The organism is Rhodococcus oryzae (assembly GCF_005049235.1).
GTDB lineage: Bacteria > Actinomycetota > Actinomycetes > Mycobacteriales > Mycobacteriaceae > Rhodococcus_G > Rhodococcus_G oryzae.
The window spans coordinates 18,203-38,671 of record NZ_SUMD01000008.1 but is presented as its reverse complement, the minus strand read 5'-3'; the positions used below and the strand labels follow the sequence as shown (position 1 = coordinate 38,671).

Sequence of the window (20,469 nt, the reverse complement as noted above, 5' to 3'; positions counted from 1 at the left end):
AACCTAGGGCGGCCGGGTGACCATCAGCCGTCGGCCGGGCGAACATCGGGGTGCGGTGTCGGGCGCCCCCGAAATGCGGTCATCTCGGTGGCACCGCGTCGCGCGAGCGCGATCGCGCAAGCCGCGGTGCCGACCAACACGAACAGGCCGGTGTCGCCGGCCAAGTACTCGTTCACCAGGACGGGATGGTCGGTGGTGATCACGTAGGTGGCGAGAACCGCGAACGAGGCGTTGTGCGCGAAATGCGCGAGGACGGCGGGCCACACGCTGCCGGAGCGAATGCGCAGGTAGCCGAACAGGAACGAAAACGCGACCACCGTGCCGCCGAACAGGATCAGCACGAGGGCGCGCTGCCCCTCGGCGTGGTAGTACGGCGTCAGCAGGATGTAGGGGAGGTGCCAGCAGATCCACACCGCGCCCACCACGAGCATCGCTCGCCGCTCGCCGAGGAACTCCAGGCGCGGCTGCAGGTATCCCCGCCAGCCGATCTCCTCGGCGAACGCGAGGATCGGCCCCGTGATGCAGAGGACGAGCAGTGACTGCAGCCAGTCACCCGAACGAGCGGTGAGGCTCCCGGCGCCTGCCAGCGCGACGCCGACGATCGCGAGTGCCGACACCCCCGCGGTGGCCAGCAGCGCGAAGGGCCAGTACCGCAGGCCCAGTCGGGTCATGCCGAGCGGGCGCCACCCGGCGCGGCGGTGACCCTCCCGCGTGACGACCAGCATCATGACCAGCACCACCAGCAGCGGCGAGAAGGCGAGCAGCAGGCCCTCGGCGATGTTCGCGGTGCCGAGCGCGACCGCCAGGACGAGGGCGATGTAGACGATCGACGCGGCGCGATCGGAAAGGCGTGGGAACACGCGGGACCTTCTTTCGGGAGACCGACCGGCCCAGCCTCGCGCGGGCACCCCTCCGGGGGCATCCACCCCGGAACTGATCTTGGTCCCCCCGGTCTCCTACCGTGGGCCCAGTGACGGGGGCATCAGGCCCGGCGCCGCACCGGCACTCGTGATGACGACGACGTGGGCGGCCCGCCGCGTCCGGTCCGGCCCGAACAGCGCCGCCTCCTGCCGGGCCCAGCGGTCCCAGTGCGGCCGGAACATGTCGCCGTCGCGCAGCAGGGCGCGCCGCATCCGCTCGTCCTGGTCGGCGTCGACCCACACCCGTACCGCGTAGTGGCCCCGAGCCCGCCCGGTCGTCGCGCCCGCGCCCTCGACGATCAGGTATCGGTGGCGGTGGACCGCGCGCCACTCCGCGTAGCCGCCGCGATGCCAGTCGTAGCGCCGATAGCGCGGGACCCGGCCGCGCCCTGCGGGGGAGAGGACCCACCGCACCAGCCGGGGAACGGCCGCGGCGAGGCCGTCCCAGCCGGGGTACAGGTCGTCCATCCGGACGACCGGCGCGTTGTCCAGTGCCGCGGAGACCCGCTCGGCGAGGGCGGATTTCCCGCTGCCCGAGGGGCCATCGATGCCGACCAGGACCGGCCCCCGCCTCCGCGGCCTCCTCCGGTGGGCGGCGCGCGCCAGCGCCACGATCCGGGTGGCACCGCCGACAGGCGCCGGGGTTGTCGGATCGTCATCGGGGGTCATGAACAGCACGCTATGCCGTCGTCGCGGTCAGTGATCTCCGAGCCGGTCGAGGGGGTTGAGGCGCAGGGGGATCCGCATCCCGCTCCGCCACAGCACGGCGACAGTCGATCGTGGCCTGACCCGGCTCTCGCGCCGGGCCAGCTCGCCGAACTCCGCGCCCAGCCCGTCGCGGGGGAGCGCCGCGATGACGGAGCGCAGCACGTCCGGAGGCAGGTCCCGAACCCGATACCCGGCGACGTCGAGGTGGGCGGCGTCGTGCAGCAGGGCGGCCTCGGGGCCGTGCCCGGTCGGCGTGCGCGGATCCATGTGGCGCGCGATCGCGGTGGCCACCGTCTCCGCCGAGGCGGCGGGGGCGCCGCGGGCGACCACGAACCGCCTGGCCTCGTCGGCCCCCAGCAGCGCGAAGCAGCCGACGTGCGCGTCGGCGGGCGCGCCCAGTGCCGTGTCGTGCAGGACGCACGCGACGAACAGTGCCTCGGGGTCGGGTTCGAGGCCGTCCACAGCGCGAAATCGCATGGCCCACTGCCAGCATCGCAGGCTGTGCGCGAGGACGCCGGGGCTGAGCACCTCGCGGGCGTGCTCGAGGGCCTGCCCGGCCAGGGCGGAATCGGGCGGGTCGATCAGCGCCGGGGTCGCCGGGCCGGACTTCGGCGCTCTCGCCAATTGGCTTGGCAGCGAGCGGGTCTGGATGGTGGCCGCCTGCAGCATGATCCGGAGCCGGTCGGCCCGGCCCAGTTCACCTCTGAGCATGTGCCGACTCCTTCAATCTGCGGGCGCCGTCCGCCCGGGCCATCTCGATGAGCGAATCCGCGCTGCCGCGGGAGATCGTGCGGCGAAGCTCGAGGCTGAGCACGCCGTTGACGGTCGCCCACGCCAGCAGCACGATCTCCTCGGTGCCGGGGAGGGTCGAACCGATCGCCGCCACCAGGTCGCGGGTGATCCCGATCAGCGTCGCGTCGATGCGCGTTCGGGCCTGCGCCACGACCTCGGAATCCCGGTCGTCGACGTCCGTCAGGCCGAGGATCCGGAAGGCCAGCGGTCGGGCGCGATGGAACGCGACGTACGCGTCGAAGGTTGCCAGGAGTCGGTCCTCGGCGGTGTCGCCGGTCATCGCCTCGCGCATGCCCTCCGCGTGCTCGCTCGCCGTGCGGCAGGCGAGGGCGGCGTACACGTCGGACTTGCCGCCGGGGAAGTTCGCGTAGATGGAGCTGAGCGCGACGTCTGCCTCGTTCGCCAGGGCATCGACGCTCGTCGCGCGGTAGCCGTCCCGGGTGAACAGCAGATCCGCGGCATCGAGGACAGCCGTGTGCGTGCGGCGGCGCCTGCGGTCGGCTGGCGGGTCTAGGCTCATGGCAGAAACCGTAGTACAGTTCCGAAAACGTAGTCAAACTCTGATTGAGGGGTGAGGGTCATGTCCGAAGCAACAATTCAGGCACCCACCACGGGCTCCGAGGCGATGAGGCTGTTCCTGCCGCATTCGCCCTTCGTGCAACACCTCGGTATCGAGCTCATCGACATCGGCGACGATCACGCACGCCTGCGCATGCCGTTCCGCGAAAACCTGGTCACCGTCGGCGAGATGGTCCACGGCGGCGCGCTCGCCGGGTGTATCGACATCGGGATCATGGCCGCGGCGTGGGCCGGGCCGCGGGTCCCCGAGAAGCTGCGGGGCGTCACCGTCGCCATGTCGATCCAGTTCCTCGAGCCGGCGTTCGCCGAGGACGTCGACATCATCGGAACGCGCGTGCGGCAGGGCCGCCGGCTGAGCAGTTGCTCCGTGGACATCGTGACCACCGCCGGGGGCACGCTGGTGGCCAAGGGCATGGGGACCTATCAGGTCGGCTGACCGGCGGCGATGCTCGCCGGTGGCATCACTCGCGCTCGAACCGCTCCCGCACCGCCTCCATCTTCGACCGCAGTTCCTCCTGGTCGATGATGCCCAGGTCCAGCAGGGCGTGCGCGGTCACCACCGCCGAGCGCGCCCGGACCGGGAAATCGAGGTAGATGGTCTCGCCGAGCTCGTCCTCGGCCTCGCGTCGCTCCAGGTTGTCCAGCGCCCCCCGCCAGGACAGGCATTCGCAGGTGGCCTGCATGCTCGACTCCCACGGCGCCGGCTTCCCGTCCAGATCGGGCAGGCTCGACTCGCGCCGGGACCCGGGCTCGAGCGTGTCGAACAGCACTCGGTATCCGTCGCTCATCACGCACCGACCTTGGACGGGGGCTCGGAGGCGGTCCAGTCGACCTGGGGCAGCGCGACCCCGATCATGGTGTCGCGGGTGACGATGGCGGCGAGCTGTTCCTCGGTCCACCCCTCGGTGCCCTCTGGACGCATCGGCATCACCATGAACCGCGACTTCTGGTTCGAGTCGTGCACCCGCACCTCGACCTCGGGCGGCATGTGTAACCCGAACTCCGCGAGCACCTCTCGCGGCCAGCGGACCAGGCGCCTCCGGTAATTCGGCGTGCGGTACCAGTCCGGCGACATGCCGAGCACCGGCCGCGGGTAGCAGGAACACAGGGTGCAGACGATCACGTTGTGCACCGTCGGGGTGTTTTCCAGGACGTAGAAGTACGTGTAGTCGCTCGGGGTCCCTGACCCGGTCGGGTCCCGCCAGTCGATGCCGACCTCCTTGCAGGTCTCGGTGCCGTCGGCGAGCAGTCGTGCCTTGAACTCGGGGTCCGTCCAGGCCTTGGCCACCAGCCGCGATCCGCCTGCGGGACCGACGGACTCGGCCCACTCCGAGAAGCGCCGGTGGTCCTCGGCAGAGAACAGGCCCTTCTCGATCGCCAGTTCCCGGACGGCCGTCTCCAGGATCTCGAACTCGCTGATCTCTCCTGACTCCTGGATCGGTGCGTGGTGATCGTGCGTCTGGCTCACTTCGGCTCCTCCTCGGCGGGTTCCAGCCACCGCTCCGAGCACTCGGTCTCGAGGGTGTCGGCGTCAAATCCGGTGTACTTCGGCCACAGGTCGCGCTGCCGGAACCGCACGACGTAGAAGGGTTCCTTGCGGCCGTCCTCGCGTCCCCATGCCTCGTCCTCGGGGATCACCCACTCCGGGCGGTGCTCGACCACCACCCCGGTCCGGCCGCGGGTGTACGCCTGGGTCCTGGTGTGGAACATCGATGTCGCGTCCCTTACGGTGACGCGGTCTCCGATCTGGAACTTCGTCATGACGCCGCCTTCGTACGTGCCCGCACCTCGTCCAGCTTGGCCGACAGTTCGTCGGGGGTGATCAGGCCCTTGTTGATGAGGGTCTTCGCGGCGACGGTGGCCCAACGGGCGTAGTAGGGGAGTCCGAAGTAGAGCGTCGCGCCGAGGTCGTTCTCCGCCCGGCGCCGCTCCTCGGAGTTCCACACGCCGCGCCAGCCCAGGCATTCGCAGGTGACGTACGTGCTCATCTCCCAGGGTTCTTCGACCTTCTCCTTGTAGTCGATCGGGAGGTCGGGTTGGCCGCCGACATCGTGGAGGACGTGCCGCAACGCCGCGAACATCTCATTGGAGATCTCGTAGGGCGAGTCGAGCGGATCGCGATAGACCGGTGCGATATCCGCGACCCGAGTCTGCAGTGCGTCGAAACTGTCCGGTGAACTCATCGAGGTCTCCGTCGTTCGTGAGCCTCTGGCCGATCGTGCTCGCTGCTTCGGCTAGTGGCAGGGCAAGCCGAGCAGGTGACGGCCGTCGTGCATCAGTTCGTGCATGTACATGCCGGTGCGTGAGATCGCCCCCTGGTCGAATCCGACCAGGTAGAGGGTGAGCAGCGCGAGCAGGATCACGCCGACGACGAGGGTGATCGCGCGCAGCGACTCCGCTGTCCCGCTTGGTGAATGGACTAGGGCCATGGTTCCTCCTGGTGACGGGACGTCCCGTGATCCAGCTGAAGCTCGGCGTGTGCCCGCGGCGCGGGGGAGTGATCCCCATCACGTTCACCGCATTCTGAGGCTACACCGCGGCTCCGCGCCGATCCCGGCTTTTCCGCGGAGTCCCGAAGGGCCACGTGGGCGCGCCGATGCGGCGGCGGGCCCGGGTTTGGTGTGAACTTGGCGGGTGGCGATCACTACCTCCGGAGACCGGCCCTCGCGGGCCCGCCTCGTCCTGCTCTCGCTCATCATCGTCGCCGCCGTGGCGAACCTGAACCTCGCGGTCGCGAACGTCGCGCTCCCGGACATCGGAAAGGCGTTCGACGCCAGCCAGACCCAGCTGAACCTGATCGCGGTCGGCTACTCGGTCGGTCTGGCGGCGTCGGTGCTGTACCTCGGCGCCCTCGGCGACCGGTACGGCCGCAAGACGATGCTGGTGCTGGGCATGGTGTTGTCGATACCGGCCAGCCTGGTCGCCGCCTTCGCGCCGAACGTCGAGGTGCTGTTCCTGGCCCGGCTGTTCGGCGGCATCAGCGCGGGCCTGGCCTTTCCGACCACGCTGGCACTGATCACGGCGCTGTGGTCCGGCGCAGCGAGGACCAAGGCGATCGCGCTGTGGTCGGCGATCGGTGGCGGCATCTCGGCGTTGGGGCCGCTCGCATCGGGGGCGTTGCTGCAGTGGTTCGAGTGGGGATCGGTCTTCTTCATCACGCTGCCCCTGGCGTTGATCGCGCTCGCCCTGGCGATCACCTTCGTGCCAAGCCACGTCAACGAGTCGACCGATCCCGTCGATCACCTCGGCGGCATGGTGTCCGTCGTCCTCGTTGCCGCGCTTGTCCTCGGCATCAACTTCGCGCCGGTCGACGGGATGGGCGCGACCGCGGTGGGGCTGCTGATCATCGCGTTGGCGGCAGGCGTGGTCTTCGTGTTCCGGCAGCTGCGCGCGCCCGCGCCCCTGTTCGACCTGCAGATCGCGAGTCGACGGATCTTCTGGGTGGCCGCGGTGGCGGGCATCGTCGTGTTCGGAACCCTGATGGGCACGATGTACATCGGCCAGCAGTTCATGCAGAACGTGTTGGGGTACTCCACGCTCGCCGCGGGATCGGCGGGGCTGCCCGCAGCCGCAGTGATGGTGCTGGTCGCGCCGCAGTCGGCGAAGCTGGTCGAATCCCACGGTGCCCGGTTCACCCTGCTGCTCGGGTACACGGCAATCCTGGCGGGCCTGGTGGTGGCGTTGCTGCTGTGGAAGGAGGACGCGCAGTACTGGAAGATCGCGCTCGGCTACATCTTCCTCGGCATCGGGGTGGGGCTCGCGGGTACGCCTGCCTCCCGGTCGCTGACCGGCTCGGTGCCGGTGTCCCGGGCCGGGATGGCCTCGGGCACGGCGGATCTGCAGCGCGACCTCGGCGGCGCCATCGTCCAGTCCGTGCTCGGCGCGCTGCTGACGGCGGGCTACACGGCTTCGTTCACCGCGGCGATCAACGCGACCCCGGAGGCGAGCCAGGTGAGCTCGGAGGTGGAGTCCACGCTGGAGAAGTCCTTCGCGGGCGCCGCGAACATCGCGGAGCGGTATCCGCAGTACGCGGAGCCGATCATGACCGCGGCCCGTTCGGCCTTCCTCGACGGCGACACCAAGGCGTACGCCGCCGCGATCCTCATCGTGCTGGTCGGCGCCGTCCTGGTCTTCTTCGCGTTCCCGAAGCGCGAGGAGGAACGAACCCTGTTGGCGCACTACCACGAGGTGGACACCGCCGCGGAGCAGTCGAGCGGCGTGTAGCGCCGGGGATCGGGTGCCGGATTCGGGTGGTTCGGGGCGCGAACGGGGGTAACACTGGTCCTGACCGCACGCTCGCCCGACGGAAGGAACACTCATGCCGACACGCACCGCCCGCACGGCCTGGAACGGCACCCTGCAGGACGGGTCCGGTCAGGTCGAACTCAGCAGTTCCGGTGCGGGCACCTTCGAGGTCTCGTTCCCCAAGCGTGCCGCCGACGACGCCGACGGGACCACGAGCCCGGAGGAGTTGATCGCCGCGGCGCACACGTCCTGCTACGCCATGCAGCTCTCCGCGTTGATCGCCGAGGCGGGCGGCACCCCGCAGAGCCTTGAGGTCACCGCGGACGTGACGCTTGGTCCCGACGACCCCGGATTCAAGCTGACCGGGATCGCGCTCACCGTCCGAGGCGAGGTCGACGGACTCGACGCCGACGGATTCGCCGCGGCGGCGCAGGCCGCCAAGCAGACCTGCCCGGTGAGTAAGGCCCTGACCGGGGTCCCGATCACCCTCGATGCGGCGCTGGTCACCTAGGGGACCGGAACAGAATCGCGATGGTGGATGTTTCAACCATCTGTGAGCCTCGAAACGAACAGCCGGCCCGAATCCGCCACCGAGCCCGCCGTGGTGATGGAGGTCTGGTCGGACATCGCCTGCCCCTGGTGCTACATCGGTAAGCGCCGCTTCGCGGCCGCGCTGGAAAAGTTCGAACACCGTGACCGAGTCCGAGTGGTGTGGCGTTCCTACCAGCTCGCCCCCGAGACGCCGGTCGGTGCCGGGGCCAGCGAGCTCGAGGCGCTGGCCAGGCACAAGGGCCTGCCCGCCGATCAGATCAGGCAGATGTTCGCCCACGTCGCGTCCACTGCCGCGGCCGACGGCCTCACGATGGACTTCGACACCGTGATCGCCGCGAACACCTTCGACGCCCACCGGCTGGTCCACCTCGCGGGGGACCGGGGCGAGGACGTGATGGAGGCGCTGTTCCGCGCCCACTTCACCGACGGCCGGGTGGTGGACGACCGCGATGAACTCGTCGCGATCGCCGCCGAGAGCGGGCTCGACGCGACCGCGATCCGCGCAGCGCTCGAGACCGACGCCGCGGCGGAGCAGGTGCGCGGGGACATCGAGGAGGCGCGCCTGCTCGGTGTCACCGGGGTGCCGTTCTTCGCCGCCAACCGGGCGATCGGCATCTCCGGCGCGCAGCCCGTCGAGGTGTTCATCCAACTGCTCGAGCAGGCCTACGCGCAGTCCGGGGCGATCGCCGTGCTCGGCGATGACGTAGGCAGCTGCGCCGATGACTCCTGCGCCGTCTAGCGGCGCGCGAAGTACCTTCGGGCGCCCGCGCCCAGCAGCAGGCCGAGCCCGACGACCACGGCTATCAGGTGGACGGTGCGTGCCAGGCCGATGAGGGTCGATGCGACCGTGAGGTCCGCGACGTCGAATCCGTTCGCTGACAACAGCCAGGCCGCAGGCTCGATGACCAGCGACCCGATTCCCACCGTCCCGAGGCCGACCAGCAGGGTCAGCCGGGCGGGGTTCGAGCCGCGCCGCATCGCGACGGCGAGCGCGTACACCGCGCCGTAGATCGCCAGCCGGATCGCGCCCTGGACGGCAATCGCGGACGGACTCGCGCCGCCCTCTTCCAGCGCGCGAGCGGCCTGGAGGATCGCCTCGACGATGCCCGCGAGCAGTGCGACGGAGAGCAGGGTGAAGGAGAGCTCGACCTGGTGTGGCGGGCGGGTGCGGATCTCGGTGGTGGTCATGGTTTCCGAGCGTGCCGCCCTGCAGCGGCAGCGGGCATCACCCTGTGGCGTGAATCCGGGCTCACCCCACGGTATCGGTTGACCGTGTGGGACAACGGAAGAAGCGGTGGAGCCCGGTGCAATGCACCGGGCTCCACCGCTTCGCTCGCGTGGTGACCGTCAGCGGGCGGTCAGCGCCTCCGACCGGGAGCTCGCCTTCGCGGCGCGCTCTGTGAGGAACGCGAACCCGAGGCCGAGCGCCAGCCACAACGTGGCCTGGATCGTCAGCGAGGACACCCGGAAGTCCCACAGCAGGCTGGCGGGGAAGTCGGGGCCGACCTCGTTGATGTCCGGGAGCACCAGGTAGCCGATTCCGGCGACCGCCAGGAAGGCGAGCAGCGGGGCGGCGATCCGGACGGTCAGGAACTGGTTGGCCGCCACCACCTTTGCCACGTAGGCGGCGATCGACACCGCGGCGAGGCCGAGCGCCACCGCGGCGAGCCACAGCCACGTCCGGTTGTTGATGGTCTCCGGGTCCCCGACCGCGGGCGGGTTCGCCGGATACTTGAAGAACGGCACCGCCTCGACCGCAAGCCAGCCGAGACCGGCAAGGGTCAGGGCGAGGATCGGTCCGGACAGGCCGCTGACCCGCCGCGCGTAGTACGCGACCGCGGCGAACAGGGCGCCGAGCGCGAGACCGGCGAGGCTGGTCGCGAGGAACAGGCCGAACCGCTGCCCGTCCCTGCTGACCAGTGGTTCCTCGGAGTCGCCGTGCGAGTGCCCCGCGGGCTCGTCGGTCACAGCCTCGGTCGCTGCCGCGCCGTGCCCGTGCGGCTCGACGGGCGCCGCCGCGGCCTCCTCGATCGCGATGGCCGCGTCGATGTGCGGTTCGCCGATCACGAACGCGACGGCACCGGCGAGCAGTCCGGCGACGAGGCCGGCCAGCAGGCCGCGGATGAGGAGGTTCTTGAAGGTTCCGGTCAGTGGCACGGCAGGCCCAGCAGGTGCCGACCGTCATGCATCAGTTCGTGCATGTACATGCCGGTGCGCGAGACCGCACCCTGGTCGAAGCCGACCAGGTAGAGGGTCAGCATCGCGAGCAGGACCACGCCCGCGATGATCATCGCGATGCCGACAGAATCGGTCGCCGTGCTGGGATTGTGTACGAGTGCCATGGTTCCTCCTGGGATTCCGCGTCCCTTAAAAAGCCCATGCGATGGCCCCGGTATCTGGCTGTCGAGGGTGTGCCTCGATCACAGTGGCGCGACCGCTCCGGACTCTCACCGGATTCCCGTCAACCATCGCTATTACCAGCGCACTCTCGCATTCACCCGCCGGTGGTGTCAATCGCACCGCGTCCAGTCGACCGGCGAGACGTTCGCGCGTACTTCATCGGGCGGTCCGCGACTGTTGGCGGGATCGCCATGCCGACAGGGATCGATGGGTCGGTGCGAATAGTCCAGCTGGCCAACTTCTACGGTCCCCGATCGGGCGGGCTGCGCACCGCGCTGCACAACTGGGGCGCCGGCTACTGCGGACGCGGGCACGAGGTGATCCTGGTGGTTCCTGGCAGGCGCGATGCCGAGGAGGTGATGCCGAGCGGGGTCCTCCGGATCACCCTTGCGGCGGTGCCGATCCCGGCCACCGGTGGCTATCGCGCCGTCAACCCGCGCCGGGTGGCGGACGTGGTGCGGGGTCTGCGCCCCGCCGCCCTCGAGGTGTCGGACCGGCTGACGCTGCGCGGCTTCGGGCAGTGGGCGCGGCGGCGGGACGTGCGGAGCGTGGTGGTGTCCCATGAGCGACTCGACCGGCTGCTCGGGCAGGTGCTGCCGCCGCGCACGGCGCGTTCGTGGGCGGACGTCGCCAACGCGCGGATGGTGCGCAACTTCGATGCGGTGGTCTGCACCACCGCGTTCGCGTCCGAGGAGTTCGTCCGGATCGGCGCGGGAAACCTGTTCCGCGTTCCGCTTGGCGTCGACCTGGCGCTGTTCCATCCTGATCGGCGGGACGAGGGCGTGCGCGAGCACTACGCCCGGCCATCGCAACGGCTGCTGCTGCACTGCGGACGGCTGTCGGTGGAGAAGCAGGTCGATCGCAGCATCGACGCGGTCCGGTCCCTCGTCGGGCAGGGGCAGGACATCCGGCTGGTGATCGCGGGCGACGGGCCGAAGCGAGAAGCCTTGCGGCACAGGGCGCGGAAGCTGCCTGTGCACTTCACCGGGTTCATCGGCGACGCAGCGCGGCTGGCGACGCTGTTCGCCTCCGCCGACATCACCCTGGCGCCCGGCCCGCACGAGACGTTCTGCCTGTCGGCCCTGGAGTCGCTGGCCGCGGGGACGCCGGTGGTCGCGGCGCGATCGTCCGCCCTGTCCGAGATCATCACCCCGGAGTGCGGGGCGCTTGCGCACGGGCGGGGCGTCGCGCTGGCGGACGCGGTCACCGGGGTGCTGGCCATCCCGGCGGTCGCGCGCCGGGAATCCGCCCGGCTGCGGGCTGAGCAGTTCAGCTGGTCGGCGTCAGTCGACGGGATGCTCTCGGTGCTCGCGGGGAACTGACGGCGGGGTGGACAGCGCCCGCCGCAATGCGGCCGCGGCCCGGCCCATCGCCTCAGGGCCCGAGCGGCCGACGTCCACCATGTTCGCGAAGGAGTGGATCAGCCCGGGCTCGAGGACGTATTGCACCTCGACCCCCGCGTCGCGGAGCTTCTCGGCGTAGGCCTCGCCCTCGTCGCGCAGCGGATCGAACCCCGCGGTCACGAGGTAGGCGGGCGGCAGGCCGGTGAGGTCGCCGTAGATCGGTGACAGCAGCGGATCGGTCCGGTCCGCCCCAACCGGGACGTAGCTCTCGTCGGCCACGTCCATGAACCGTTTGGTCAGGAAGAAATTCGTCGAGAAGGTCGCCCGGCTGGGCCGTTTGACGGCGAAATCCACTGCGGGATAGATCAGCAACTGGAACGCAGGCGGCACCCCGAGTTCCCCGTGCGCGGCGCGCTGGGCCAGTACGGCGGCGAGGTTTCCGCCCGCGCTGTCACCACCGACCGCGATCCGGTCCGGGTCGATGCCGAGGCCGGCCGCGTTGGCGGTCACGAACGAGTACGCCGCCTCGACGTCGTGCACCGCGGCGGGGAAGGGCGACTCGGGAGCCAGTCGATAGTCGACGGCGACGACCCGCACCCCGGCCCGCTCGGCGAGGAAACGGCACACCGCGTCGTGGCTGTCGAGGTCGCAGTAGACCCAGCCGCCACCATGGATGAAGAACAGCGCGGGCGAGGTGGTGGTCAGGCCGCGAGGGGTGTAGATCCGCAGTCGGAGCGGGCCTGCCGGGCCGTCGATGTCGCGGTCGGTGACCGCGCCGATCGGCAGGTTGCCGCCGACGACCCTGGAACTGGACAGCAGCACGCGCCGACCTTCAGGGATCGGACGCTCCTCGAACGGCCTGCCCTCGACCTTCTGCAACGCGAGGATGAGCTGCATCTCGGGGTCGAGGACGTTGCCTTCGATCTCCACCGGCCGCCCCGCCACGCGGCGGAGGACGCCCGCGGGCATCCGCAGGAGGATCTGCAGCGTGTGCCGCCTCGCGGCTTCGAGCGCCCGGGTCATACGTGCGAACGTACCCGCTCGACCAGGGGCGTTTTGCCCCGGTTCGGGGCTCAGGCGTCCTTCGTCGCGGCGGCCACGTCGAGCACGACCTCGAACTCGAGGAGCGACGCCCCGGTTGCCACCGGCTTGGCGCGCTCACCGGAGTGGGCGGCCCGGGCCGGGCCGTCGGCCCACGCCTTGAAGGCCTCCTCGGATTCCCACTGCGTCACGACGAAATAGCGCTCGTCGCCCTTGACGGGGCGCAGCAACTGGAAGCCGAGGAAGCCGGGGGAGTTCTCGACCGCGTGCGCGCGGTTCGCGAAGCGCTTCTCCAGCTCGGGGCCTGCGCCCTCGGGAACCTCGATTGCATTGATCTTCACGACTGCCATGCGGGCGAGCGTACTCCGCTCGCGGTCAGGTGCCGGTGGTGTCGGGTTCGGCGAGATGCTCGGTCAGGACGGCCAATTGGATCTTGCCCGCGTCGGCGTGGACCGCGCGGCCGGCGTCGGTGACGTCGACGAAAACCCCGCGACGATCCGATTCGCACAGCGACCGTGCGACCAGTCCTGCCTTCTCCAGCCGCGCGACGCTCCGGGAGAGGGCGCTCGGGCTCAGGTACATGTCCGCGGCGAGCTCCTGCATCCGCGGGTGCTTGCAGGTGACGCTCATCAGGCGGTCGAGGGTCTCGAAGTCGCTCATGCTCAGGCCGTGCGCGTTCTGCATCTGGCGATCGAGGTCGCACGCGATCCCGTTGTACCGGTCGAGCAGCGCTCGCCAGGTGTCGCGGAGCTCCGCTTCTGACGTCATGGCCGCATCCTAGTTCCCCTCCGCCGATTGATGCAAGCGAATTAAATGTTAACGAAATTAGTGCTTGCGCATTGATTGCACATGCACATACAGTCCTCGACGTGACTATCACCGAAACCACTCCGAACCTCACCGCCTCGCCGGGTTCGACCGCTCCTGCCGCAGGGCAGGCATGGACGGCCCGCCTCTGGGGGATCCTCGCGGTGCTGTGCGTCGTGATGTTCCTCGATGGGCTCGACGTCTCGATGGTGGGCGTCGCGCTGCCCTCGATCGGCACCGAACTCGGCCTCGACACCACCTCGCTGCAATGGATCATCAACGGCTATGTGCTCGGCTTCGGCGGCCTGCTGCTGCTCGGTGGGCGCACCGCCGACCTGCTCGGCAGGCGCAACGTCTTCCTGGTGGCGCTGGCGGTCTTCGCCGTCGCCTCGCTGGTCGGCGGGCTCGTCGACAACGGCACCCTGCTCATCGTGACCCGCTTCGTGAAGGGTCTCGCCGCGGCCTTCACCGCGCCGACCGCGATGTCGATCCTGACCACCACATTCAAGGAGGGGCCTGCCCGCAACCGGGCGCTGTCGATCTTCTCCGTGTTCGGTGCCAGCGGCTACTCGTCGGGGCTGATCCTCGGCGGGCTGCTCACCAGCGCCGGCTGGCGGTGGACGTTCCTGATGCCGGTGCCGTTCGCCGTCGCAACCCTCGTCGCCGCTGTCGTCCTCATCCCGCGGGACCGGCCTGCCGACACCGGCGGGCACGATCTGGTGGGCGCGGTCACCCTGGTCGCAGGCATGATGCTCGCCGTCTACACCGTTGTCTCCGCACCCGCACGGGGCTGGGCTGATCCGCTCACGCTCGGACTCTTCGCGCTCGCGGCGGTCCTGCTGGCCTCGTTCGTCTTGGTGGAGAGGCGAATTGCGCATCCGCTCGTCCGGTTGAGCATCCTCAAGGTGGGCGCGATCGTGCGGGCCAACCTGAGCATCATCGCGTTGTTCGGTTCCTACCTGAGCTTCCAGTTCATGGTGACGATCTTCCTGCAGTCCGGGCTCGGCTGGTCGCCGCTGAAGATGGCGATGGCGCTGCTCCCTGCCGGACTGATCGTCGCGTTCGGCTCGCCGTTCGTGGGACGTCTCGTCGACCGGTTCGGCACGCCGCGGATGATCATCGCCGCGCTCGGCTCGCTGAGCGCGGGCTACCTGTGGTTCCTGTTCGTCGGCAGCGACCAGCCGAACTACGCGGTCGCCATCCTGCCCAGCGTGATCCTGCTCGGCTTCGGATTCACGTTCGGCTTCACCTCGATCATGGCCCAGGCCACCTCGGGCGTCGACGACTCCGAGCAGGGCCTGGCCTCGGGTCTGGTCCAGACCTCGATGCAGGTCGGCGCGGCGCTGGTGCTGGCGCTGACCACCGCGCTCGTCACCGCCGGTTCGCACACCGGGGCGGGCACCGCGAGCTTCGAGCAGTTCCGCCCCGGCCTGATCCTGGTCACCGGTGTGGCGCTGCTCGGGCTGGCGATCACCGTCTGGCCGCTGATCCGCGGACGCCGCTACTCGGCCGTGCCGGAGGCGAGCCAGGCCTGACCGGGCACACCCACCGCGAGGCAGCACGGCACCGGGTTAACCTCGGTGCCGTGCTGCATGACGAGGGTGGGACCGGTCGGCCGATTCTGTTGCTCCACGGACTGATGGGCAGCGCCAGGACCTGGCGCAGGCACGTGCCGTGGCTGCGTGAGTACGGGCACGTCTACACCTTCGACGCGGCAGGGCACGGCAGGCCCGCCCCCGCCGAACTGACCACCGAGGCGTTCGTCGAGGACCTCACGGCCGCACTGACGCCGATCACCGAGCCGATGGTGGTCATCGGACATTCGATGGGCGGGTTGCACGCCTGGTGCTTCGCCGCCGCGCACCCCGACCGTGTCAGCGCGCTCGTCGTCGAGGACATGGCGCCCGACTTCCAGGGGCGCACCGCGCGCGACTGGGCCGAGATGATCGGGTCCTGGCCGCAGCCGTTCCGCGACCGGGAGCACATGATCGACTTCTTCGGACCCGTAGCGGCGCAGTACTTCATGGATTCATTCGAGGAACGGTCCGACGGTTTCCATCTGCACGGCGAGGTGCCGGTGTGGCGGGACATCTCCGAGGAGTGGGGGACCCGCGACTTCTGGGCGCAGTGGTCCGCGGTCCGGGCACCCGCCCTGCTGCTGGAGGGCGAGTTCACCATCACCCCGGCCGGTCAGATGCGCGCAATGGCCGACACCGCAAGGGAATCGGCGACGCGCTACGAGTTGGTCGCGGGTGCCGGTCACCTGGTGCACGACGACCGGCCGGTCGAGTACCGCGCGGCGGTGGAGGCGTTCCTCGAGGAGTTGCCCGCTCGCACGTCCGGTCGGTGATCGAGGCCCCTGGCGTCCGCGACCAGAGGCCACCGCGCACTGTCGCACCGCTTGGGTACGGTCTCGGCATGGCAACGCCAAGCGATTTCGACGCCCTCGGTCCGATTCTCCTCGTGTCCGGCGACAACAGTTCCAGCATCATCTACTCGCCCGGCGGCCCGGAGTATCACCAGCACCGGTCCGCGTTGGAGGGGCACGGCATCGAAGGCTCCGGGTACGAGTTCGCCGGTGCCCTTCGCGCGGTGCTCACCGACCGGGCCCCCGCCACCCTGGGCGCGGTCGGTTTCGATCCGGAGGCAGGCATGGTGAGCGTCTACGGGAACGATCTCGATGCACTGCTCGTCGCGGCGAGGACCCTGCACACCCTGGTGCTGGACGCGGACGCGCTCGACGCCGCGCTGACCCGCGCTGTCGAACTCGGCGTCGACGACGACTAGACCGGGCCCCGCGACTGCCGTCAGGCTTCCCCTGCGAGCGCGAACAACCCGTCCTCGGTCTGTTCGACCAGTCCGTCCATGAGAAGCGAGTCCAGCGCCCGGTCCCGCTGCGCGGGGTCCGTCAGCCACGCCTGGTCGAGCCGCGCCCGTTCGACCGGCGCATGGGTCTGCCGCAGCACGTCCAGCAAGCGGCCGCGGACCTGACGATCGGTGCCCGCGAACTTCTGCACCTTGCGCGCGGGCCCGGTGTGGGCCGGGCGACCCGCGCTGACCCACGCGCAGTCGGTCAGCGGGCAGCGGTCGCAGTCGGCGTTGCGCGCGGTGCACACGGTCGCGCCCAACTCCATCAGCGCGGCCGAGAACACCGCGGCCCTCGCCCTGGTCCGCGGGAGCAGCGCGTCGACGTCGGCGAGGTCGCGGGTGGTGGACGGATTGCCGGGCTCGGCGGCGCCGTGCACGGCGCGGGCCACCACGCGCCGGACGTTGGTGTCCACCACCGGGACCCGCTGCCCGTAGGCGAAGCAGGCCACCGCGCGGGCGGTGTACGCGCCGATTCCCGGCAGACCGAGCAGGACGTCCACGTCGGCGGGGACGGCGTCGCCGTGTTCGGCGGCCAGCACCCGCGCGCATTCGTGCAGCCGCAGGGCCCGGCGCGGGTAGCCGAGCTTGCCCCAGGCGCGCAGCACCTCGCCCTGGCTCGACGCGGCCATCAACGAGGGCACCGGCCAGCGCTGCACCCATTGCTCCCAGATCGGCGCGACGCGGACCACCGGCGTCTGCTGCAGCATGATCTCGCTCATCAGGATCTGCCACGCGGTGACGCCCTCGCGTCTCCAGGGCAGGTCACGGGCCTGACGCTCGTACCATGCGATCAGTGCGGAGGTGTTCACTTGAACTTCACACCTCCCATTTCACGGTTTTGCCAGGTGGCGAACGAAACGCAGAAAGCGCCGGGTGCACAATGACTGACATGCCCAACTCGAACCCCATCTCGGCCTGGAAGGCACTGAAGCAGGGTAACGACCGCTTCGTGAACGACGCCTCGCTGCACCCCAGCCAGGGCATCGCCGACCGGGCGAAACTCGTCGACGGACAGCACCCCACCGCGGTGCTGTTCGGCTGTGGTGACTCGCGCGTCGCCGCGGAGATCATCTTCGACCAAGGCCTCGGCGACATGTTCGTGGTGCGCACGGCCGGCCACGTCATCGACAGCTCCGTGCTCGGGTCCATCGAGTACGCGGTGGAGATCCTCAACGTGCCGCTGATCGTGGTCCTCGGCCACGACAGCTGCGGCGCGGTCAAGGCGACCCTCGACGCGCTCGACAAGGGGGCGATCCCGAACGGATTCATCCGCGATGTCGTCGAGCGGGTCGCGCCGTCGATCCTGATGGGCCGCAACGAGGGCCTGAAGGAGATCGACGAGCTCGAGGCCCGGCACGTCGTCGAGACCGGCAGCCTGTTGATGCAGCGGTCCCGGATCATCGCGGACCGGGTGGAGCGGGGATCCTGCGCCATCGTCGGCGTCACATACAAGCTCTCCGACGGCCGCGTGCAGCTGCAGGCCTCCGTCGGCGACGTCGGAGAGGTTGTCGACTGAGCGACACGCCGGGGCTGGTGGAGGTCCGCCCGGGCCCGGGGACCTAACGTGGGTTCTGTGTTGGAACCAAACGGGCCGCTGCCCCCCGAGATCTACTGGCGACGACGCGCACTCGCAATCGGGGCGGGTGTGGTCGCGCTCATCCTCTTTGTCTGGATCGTGACGTCGCTCGGTGGCGGCGGCGACGACCCAGAGGCCGAGGCCGCGGCCGCCAGCAGCTCGCAGAGCAGCACCTCCTCCGGCCAGGCGGCGCCCAGTTCCGCGGGCGACGCGGGCGGGTCCGGTTCCGGATCCGGTGAGGCGTCCGCCTCCGGTTCGGGGTCCGGCGGTTCGGGCGGGGACACCGCGGTGTCCGGGTCCGTCTCGGGTGAGGCGGCGGCGTCCTCGTCGGCCACGGTCCCCGCGGGCCAGTGCCCCGACCAGTCGCTCGCCATCAAGGCCAGCTCGAACCAGCCGAACTATCCGGCGGGCCAGGAGCCGCAGTTCGGCATCGTGGTCACCAACATCGGCTCCGCGACCTGCGAGCGCGATCTCGGTGCGGGCATGCAGCAGGTGCTGGTCTACAGCCTGGACGGGCAGCAGAGGATCTGGTCGAACACGGACTGCTTCCCCAACACGGCGCCGGACATCCGCTCCCTCAAGCCCGGCGAGCAGGCCGCGTTCACGGTCAAGTGGTCGGGCGCCACGTCCGAGCCCGGCTGCACCGCCCAGCGCAACCCGGTCGGTGCAGGCGCCTACACGGTCGTCGGTCAGCTCGGCGCGCTGCGCAGCACCCCGGAGCCGTTCAACATCAGCTGACGCCGCTCCGCGGCCCGTGCGTGATCTGTCCCCGGTCGGGGTACGGATCCCGCACGGTTCGCGGTCAGTCGAACGGGCCGGAGATCGACGTCTCGGCGAGGCGGGACAGACCCTCCCTGATGTGCCGGGCCCACAGCCCGCCGATGCCCTCAACCGACTGCAGGTCGGCCGCGGTCGCGGCGAGCAGGCCCTGCAGGGTCCCGAACGATCCGACCAGCCGGTGGATCTGGTGGAACTGCAGGCGCGGCACCCGGGTCAGCACCCGGTAGCCGCGCGGGCTCATAGGCGCCTCGAGCGCCTCGATCGTCGCCGGGTACCCGTAGGCGCGGGCCAGCGTGGTCAGGTCGAGCAGGTCCGCGTCGGTGAGCTTGTCGAGCGCCTGGAGGGTTCGCTCGACGGCCTCGGTCGGGGCCTGGCCCTGGCCGGCCAGATAGTCGCGGGCGACCAGCTGGCGGGCGATGTCGTTGTCGCCAACCAGCTCCTCCAGCTGCAGGGCGAGCTGCCTGCCGTCGGTGCCGAGCTCCAGCACGTCGCGCTCGATCTCCACCGACACCCGGCGCACCATCTCGAGGCGCTGCACGACGGTGAGGGCGTCGCGCAGGGTCACGAAATCCTCGATCTCCACGACGGAGAGCTGGTTGGTGACCTGGTTGAGCCTGGATTTGTACCGCTCGAGCGTCGCGACGGCCTGGTTCGCCCTCGACAGGATGGTCGGCGAGCCCTCGAGCACGTGCCGGATGCCGCCGACGTACACGCTGACGATGCTCATCGACTGGCTCACCGAGACCACCGGGTAGCCGGTCTGGATCGCGGTCCGCTCCGCCGCGCGGTGCCGGGTGCCGGATTCCACGGTCGGGATCTTGTAGTCGGGTACCAACTGCACGTTGGCCCGCACAATGCGGGTGCCGTCGGTGGACAACACCACGGCCCCGTCCATCTTGGAGAGTTCCCGCAGCCGGGTCGGCGCGAACTCCACGTCCAGCTCGAAGCCGCCGTCGCAGAGTTCCTCGATCTCGGCGTCGTAACCGAGCACGATCAGGGCGCCGGTACGGCCGCGCATGATCCGTTCCAGGCCGTCGCGGAGCTCGGTCCCGGGCGCCAGCCGAGCGATCGTCTCGCGGACGGTGGCAGACGGCGTGGCGTCGTCCATTGCCGTCCCCCCTCGCTCGCGGTGCGCGGCGCCTCATCGCCGGGCGGAGTCGGTCGATCCGCCGTCGCTTCGCGTCCAGGTTACCCAGCGGGGGAGAGGCTGCGGCCTCCCCGGGGCCGGACGCGCCGGTGCGGGACCGGCCAGGGGCGCATCGGGACCGCGATCGGCGGACCGATACTTTGTTAGCTGTGAGTAGTACCTGGACCTTGCCCGATGATCTCGTGTTGCCGATCCGCCCCGACTTCTTCCCTGCACCGGGCGGGGCCCTCCCGCAGCACTGGTCCAAGTGCTTCGGCTGCGGCGACGACCAGCCCGCCGGGATGGCGATGACCTTCACCGCGGGTGAGGGCCTCGAGGTGTCCGGCCGGCTGACCGTGGCGAACCGATACCAGGGCGGACCAGGGGTGATCCACGGCGGCATCCTGTCCGTCGCCTTCGACGAGGTCCAGGGCATGGCCTGCATGGTGCTCGGCGGCCCCGTGGTCACCGGTCACCTGGAGATCGATTTCGCGAAGCCGATCCCGCTCGGATCGGTGCTCGAGTTCCGCGCCCGGATCGACGGCATGGTCCGGCGCAAGGTCTACACCACCGCCGAGGCCCGGATCGTCGAGGGACCGACCGCGGGTGACGACATCGTCGCCACCTCCCGCGGGCTGTTCCTGACCATCAAGCCCGAGCACTTCGCGCCGATGCAGGACTTCGTGGACGGCGACGCCACCTCCCCGTTCGGCACGTCCTCCTCGCTGTAGG

The 20,469-nt window shown here is 70.1% G+C and carries 28 protein-coding genes and 1 riboswitch; of the genes, 11 read left to right on the top strand and 17 right to left on the bottom strand.

What is annotated here, in order from left to right:
• Positions 1-23 precede the first annotated feature (23 nt).
• The 4 genes from FCG67_RS16875 to FCG67_RS16860 form a co-directional block, all read right to left on the bottom strand.
• Positions 24-860 (bottom strand): CPBP family intramembrane glutamic endopeptidase, encoded by an 837-nt coding sequence (locus FCG67_RS16875; protein ID WP_136910870.1) that lies wholly within the window; start codon positions 858-860, stop codon positions 24-26.
• Between the two features lie 96 nt (positions 861-956).
• Entirely contained in the window at positions 957-1,589 is a 633-nt protein-coding gene (locus FCG67_RS16870) for a nucleoside/nucleotide kinase family protein (RefSeq protein ID WP_136910869.1), read from the bottom strand.
• 27 nt (positions 1,590-1,616) lie between these two features.
• Entirely contained in the window at positions 1,617-2,339 is a 723-nt protein-coding gene (locus tag FCG67_RS16865) for an HD domain-containing protein (RefSeq protein ID WP_246045117.1), read from the bottom strand.
• Complete coding sequence (locus tag FCG67_RS16860; RefSeq protein ID WP_136910868.1) at positions 2,326-2,940, bottom strand: TetR/AcrR family transcriptional regulator; 615 nt, start codon at positions 2,938-2,940, stop codon at positions 2,326-2,328. Before FCG67_RS16860 ends, FCG67_RS16865 begins: the two co-directional genes overlap by 14 nt.
• Before the next feature lie 60 nt (positions 2,941-3,000).
• Between FCG67_RS16860 and FCG67_RS16855 the strand changes: the two genes are divergently transcribed.
• Entirely contained in the window at positions 3,001-3,435 is a 435-nt protein-coding gene (locus FCG67_RS16855; RefSeq protein WP_136910867.1) for a PaaI family thioesterase, read from the top strand.
• A gap of 25 nt (positions 3,436-3,460) precedes the next feature.
• Here the strand turns inward: FCG67_RS16855 and FCG67_RS16850 are convergent, their stop codons facing one another.
• The 5 genes from FCG67_RS16850 to FCG67_RS16830 are packed head-to-tail and all read right to left on the bottom strand — an operon-like array spanning position 3,461 to position 5,428.
• The gene (locus tag FCG67_RS16850; RefSeq protein ID WP_136910866.1) at positions 3,461-3,790 is read right to left on the bottom strand and encodes a nitrile hydratase subunit beta; all 330 of its coding nucleotides are present in this window, start codon (positions 3,788-3,790) and stop codon (positions 3,461-3,463) included.
• Entirely contained in the window at positions 3,787-4,467 is a 681-nt protein-coding gene (gene scnC / locus FCG67_RS16845) for a thiocyanate hydrolase subunit gamma (protein WP_077042974.1), read from the bottom strand. The genes FCG67_RS16850 and scnC overlap by 4 nt, the downstream gene beginning before the upstream one ends.
• Complete coding sequence (locus tag FCG67_RS25630; RefSeq protein ID WP_136910865.1) at positions 4,464-4,760, bottom strand: SH3-like domain-containing protein; 297 nt, start codon at positions 4,758-4,760, stop codon at positions 4,464-4,466. The genes scnC and FCG67_RS25630 overlap by 4 nt, the downstream gene beginning before the upstream one ends.
• The gene (locus tag FCG67_RS25625) at positions 4,757-5,182 is read right to left on the bottom strand and encodes an SH3-like domain-containing protein (RefSeq protein WP_136910864.1); all 426 of its coding nucleotides are present in this window, start codon (positions 5,180-5,182) and stop codon (positions 4,757-4,759) included. The genes FCG67_RS25630 and FCG67_RS25625 overlap by 4 nt, the downstream gene beginning before the upstream one ends.
• A 51-nt stretch (positions 5,183-5,233) precedes the next feature.
• Positions 5,234-5,428 carry a CbtB domain-containing protein gene (locus tag FCG67_RS16830; RefSeq protein WP_097212933.1) on the bottom strand — a complete coding sequence of 65 codons (195 nt, stop codon included), beginning with the start codon at positions 5,426-5,428 and terminating at the stop codon, positions 5,234-5,236.
• A gap of 205 nt (positions 5,429-5,633) precedes the next feature.
• Here FCG67_RS16830 and FCG67_RS16825 point away from each other — a divergent pair, with 205 nt between their 5' ends.
• The 3 genes from FCG67_RS16825 to FCG67_RS16815 all read left to right on the top strand — a co-directional run bounded on the left by FCG67_RS16825 (position 5,634) and on the right by FCG67_RS16815 (position 8,535).
• Positions 5,634-7,223: an MFS transporter gene (locus FCG67_RS16825; protein WP_136910863.1), complete on the top strand. Its 1,590-nt coding sequence runs from the start codon at positions 5,634-5,636 to the stop codon at positions 7,221-7,223.
• Positions 7,224-7,317: 94 nt separating this feature from the next.
• Positions 7,318-7,755 carry an OsmC family peroxiredoxin gene (locus FCG67_RS16820; RefSeq protein WP_077042970.1) on the top strand — a complete coding sequence of 146 codons (438 nt, stop codon included), beginning with the start codon at positions 7,318-7,320 and terminating at the stop codon, positions 7,753-7,755.
• Positions 7,756-7,851: 96 nt separating this feature from the next.
• Positions 7,852-8,535: a DsbA family oxidoreductase gene (locus FCG67_RS16815; RefSeq protein WP_425467853.1), complete on the top strand. Its 684-nt coding sequence runs from the start codon at positions 7,852-7,854 to the stop codon at positions 8,533-8,535.
• Here the strand turns inward: FCG67_RS16815 and FCG67_RS16810 are convergent.
• From FCG67_RS16810 to FCG67_RS16800, 3 genes are all read right to left on the bottom strand, one after another.
• Positions 8,532-8,984 (bottom strand): hypothetical protein, encoded by a 453-nt coding sequence (locus tag FCG67_RS16810; RefSeq protein WP_136910861.1) that lies wholly within the window; start codon positions 8,982-8,984, stop codon positions 8,532-8,534. The genes FCG67_RS16815 and FCG67_RS16810 overlap by 4 nt on opposite strands.
• Before the next feature lie 159 nt (positions 8,985-9,143).
• Entirely contained in the window at positions 9,144-9,953 is an 810-nt protein-coding gene (locus FCG67_RS16805) for a CbtA family protein (RefSeq protein WP_136910860.1), read from the bottom strand.
• Positions 9,944-10,138, bottom strand: a complete 195-nt coding sequence (locus FCG67_RS16800; RefSeq protein WP_027500515.1) for a CbtB domain-containing protein — start codon at positions 10,136-10,138, stop codon at positions 9,944-9,946. Before FCG67_RS16800 ends, FCG67_RS16805 begins: the two co-directional genes overlap by 10 nt.
• A gap of 26 nt (positions 10,139-10,164) precedes the next feature.
• A riboswitch (cobalamin riboswitch) is annotated at positions 10,165-10,281 on the bottom strand.
• 130 nt (positions 10,282-10,411) lie between these two features.
• Between FCG67_RS16800 and FCG67_RS16795 the strand changes: the two genes are divergently transcribed.
• A complete protein-coding gene (locus FCG67_RS16795) occupies positions 10,412-11,518 on the top strand; it encodes a glycosyltransferase (protein WP_136910859.1) in 1,107 nt (368 codons plus the stop codon).
• Here the strand turns inward: FCG67_RS16795 and FCG67_RS16790 are convergent.
• Genes FCG67_RS16790 through FCG67_RS16780 form a run of 3 tightly spaced genes read right to left on the bottom strand, consistent with a single transcriptional unit; the run spans position 11,480 to position 13,348 of the window.
• Positions 11,480-12,562, bottom strand: a complete 1,083-nt coding sequence (locus tag FCG67_RS16790) for an alpha/beta hydrolase (protein WP_136910858.1) — start codon at positions 12,560-12,562, stop codon at positions 11,480-11,482. The genes FCG67_RS16795 and FCG67_RS16790 overlap by 39 nt on opposite strands.
• Positions 12,563-12,612: 50 nt before the next feature.
• The gene (gene mhuD, locus FCG67_RS16785; protein WP_136910857.1) at positions 12,613-12,930 is read right to left on the bottom strand and encodes a mycobilin-forming heme oxygenase MhuD; all 318 of its coding nucleotides are present in this window, start codon (positions 12,928-12,930) and stop codon (positions 12,613-12,615) included.
• 25 nt (positions 12,931-12,955) lie between these two features.
• Positions 12,956-13,348 (bottom strand): MarR family winged helix-turn-helix transcriptional regulator, encoded by a 393-nt coding sequence (locus tag FCG67_RS16780; protein WP_136910856.1) that lies wholly within the window; start codon positions 13,346-13,348, stop codon positions 12,956-12,958.
• Between the two features lie 101 nt (positions 13,349-13,449).
• Between FCG67_RS16780 and FCG67_RS16775 the strand changes: the two genes are divergently transcribed.
• The 3 genes from FCG67_RS16775 to FCG67_RS16765 all read left to right on the top strand — a co-directional run bounded on the left by FCG67_RS16775 (position 13,450) and on the right by FCG67_RS16765 (position 16,174).
• On the top strand, positions 13,450-14,922 hold the full coding sequence (locus FCG67_RS16775; protein WP_136910855.1) for an MFS transporter: 1,473 nt from the start codon (positions 13,450-13,452) through the stop codon (positions 14,920-14,922).
• A gap of 50 nt (positions 14,923-14,972) precedes the next feature.
• Positions 14,973-15,737, top strand: a complete 765-nt coding sequence (locus tag FCG67_RS16770) for an alpha/beta fold hydrolase (protein WP_136910854.1) — start codon at positions 14,973-14,975, stop codon at positions 15,735-15,737.
• Between the two features lie 68 nt (positions 15,738-15,805).
• Positions 15,806-16,174: an Imm51 family immunity protein gene (locus tag FCG67_RS16765; RefSeq protein WP_136910853.1), complete on the top strand. Its 369-nt coding sequence runs from the start codon at positions 15,806-15,808 to the stop codon at positions 16,172-16,174.
• 20 nt (positions 16,175-16,194) lie between these two features.
• Here the strand turns inward: FCG67_RS16765 and FCG67_RS16760 are convergent, their stop codons facing one another.
• The gene (locus FCG67_RS16760) at positions 16,195-17,064 is read right to left on the bottom strand and encodes an HhH-GPD family protein (protein WP_136910852.1); all 870 of its coding nucleotides are present in this window, start codon (positions 17,062-17,064) and stop codon (positions 16,195-16,197) included.
• Between the two features lie 80 nt (positions 17,065-17,144).
• Between FCG67_RS16760 and FCG67_RS16755 the strand changes: the two genes are divergently transcribed.
• Together FCG67_RS16755 and FCG67_RS16750 are read left to right on the top strand one after the other, a co-directional pair.
• Positions 17,145-17,771 (top strand): carbonic anhydrase, encoded by a 627-nt coding sequence (locus FCG67_RS16755; RefSeq protein ID WP_136910851.1) that lies wholly within the window; start codon positions 17,145-17,147, stop codon positions 17,769-17,771.
• Between the two features lie 57 nt (positions 17,772-17,828).
• Positions 17,829-18,569, top strand: coding sequence for a hypothetical protein (locus FCG67_RS16750; protein WP_136910850.1), 741 nt, complete (start codon positions 17,829-17,831; stop codon positions 18,567-18,569).
• Between the two features lie 64 nt (positions 18,570-18,633).
• Here the strand turns inward: FCG67_RS16750 and disA are convergent, their stop codons facing one another.
• Complete coding sequence (disA, locus tag FCG67_RS16745; RefSeq protein WP_077042957.1) at positions 18,634-19,719, bottom strand: DNA integrity scanning diadenylate cyclase DisA; 1,086 nt, start codon at positions 19,717-19,719, stop codon at positions 18,634-18,636.
• A 188-nt stretch (positions 19,720-19,907) separates the two neighbouring features.
• On the opposite strand from disA, the gene FCG67_RS16740 reads away from it, so the two are divergent.
• Positions 19,908-20,468 (top strand): PaaI family thioesterase, encoded by a 561-nt coding sequence (locus FCG67_RS16740; protein ID WP_077042956.1) that lies wholly within the window; start codon positions 19,908-19,910, stop codon positions 20,466-20,468.
• Position 20,469 lies beyond the last annotated feature (1 nt).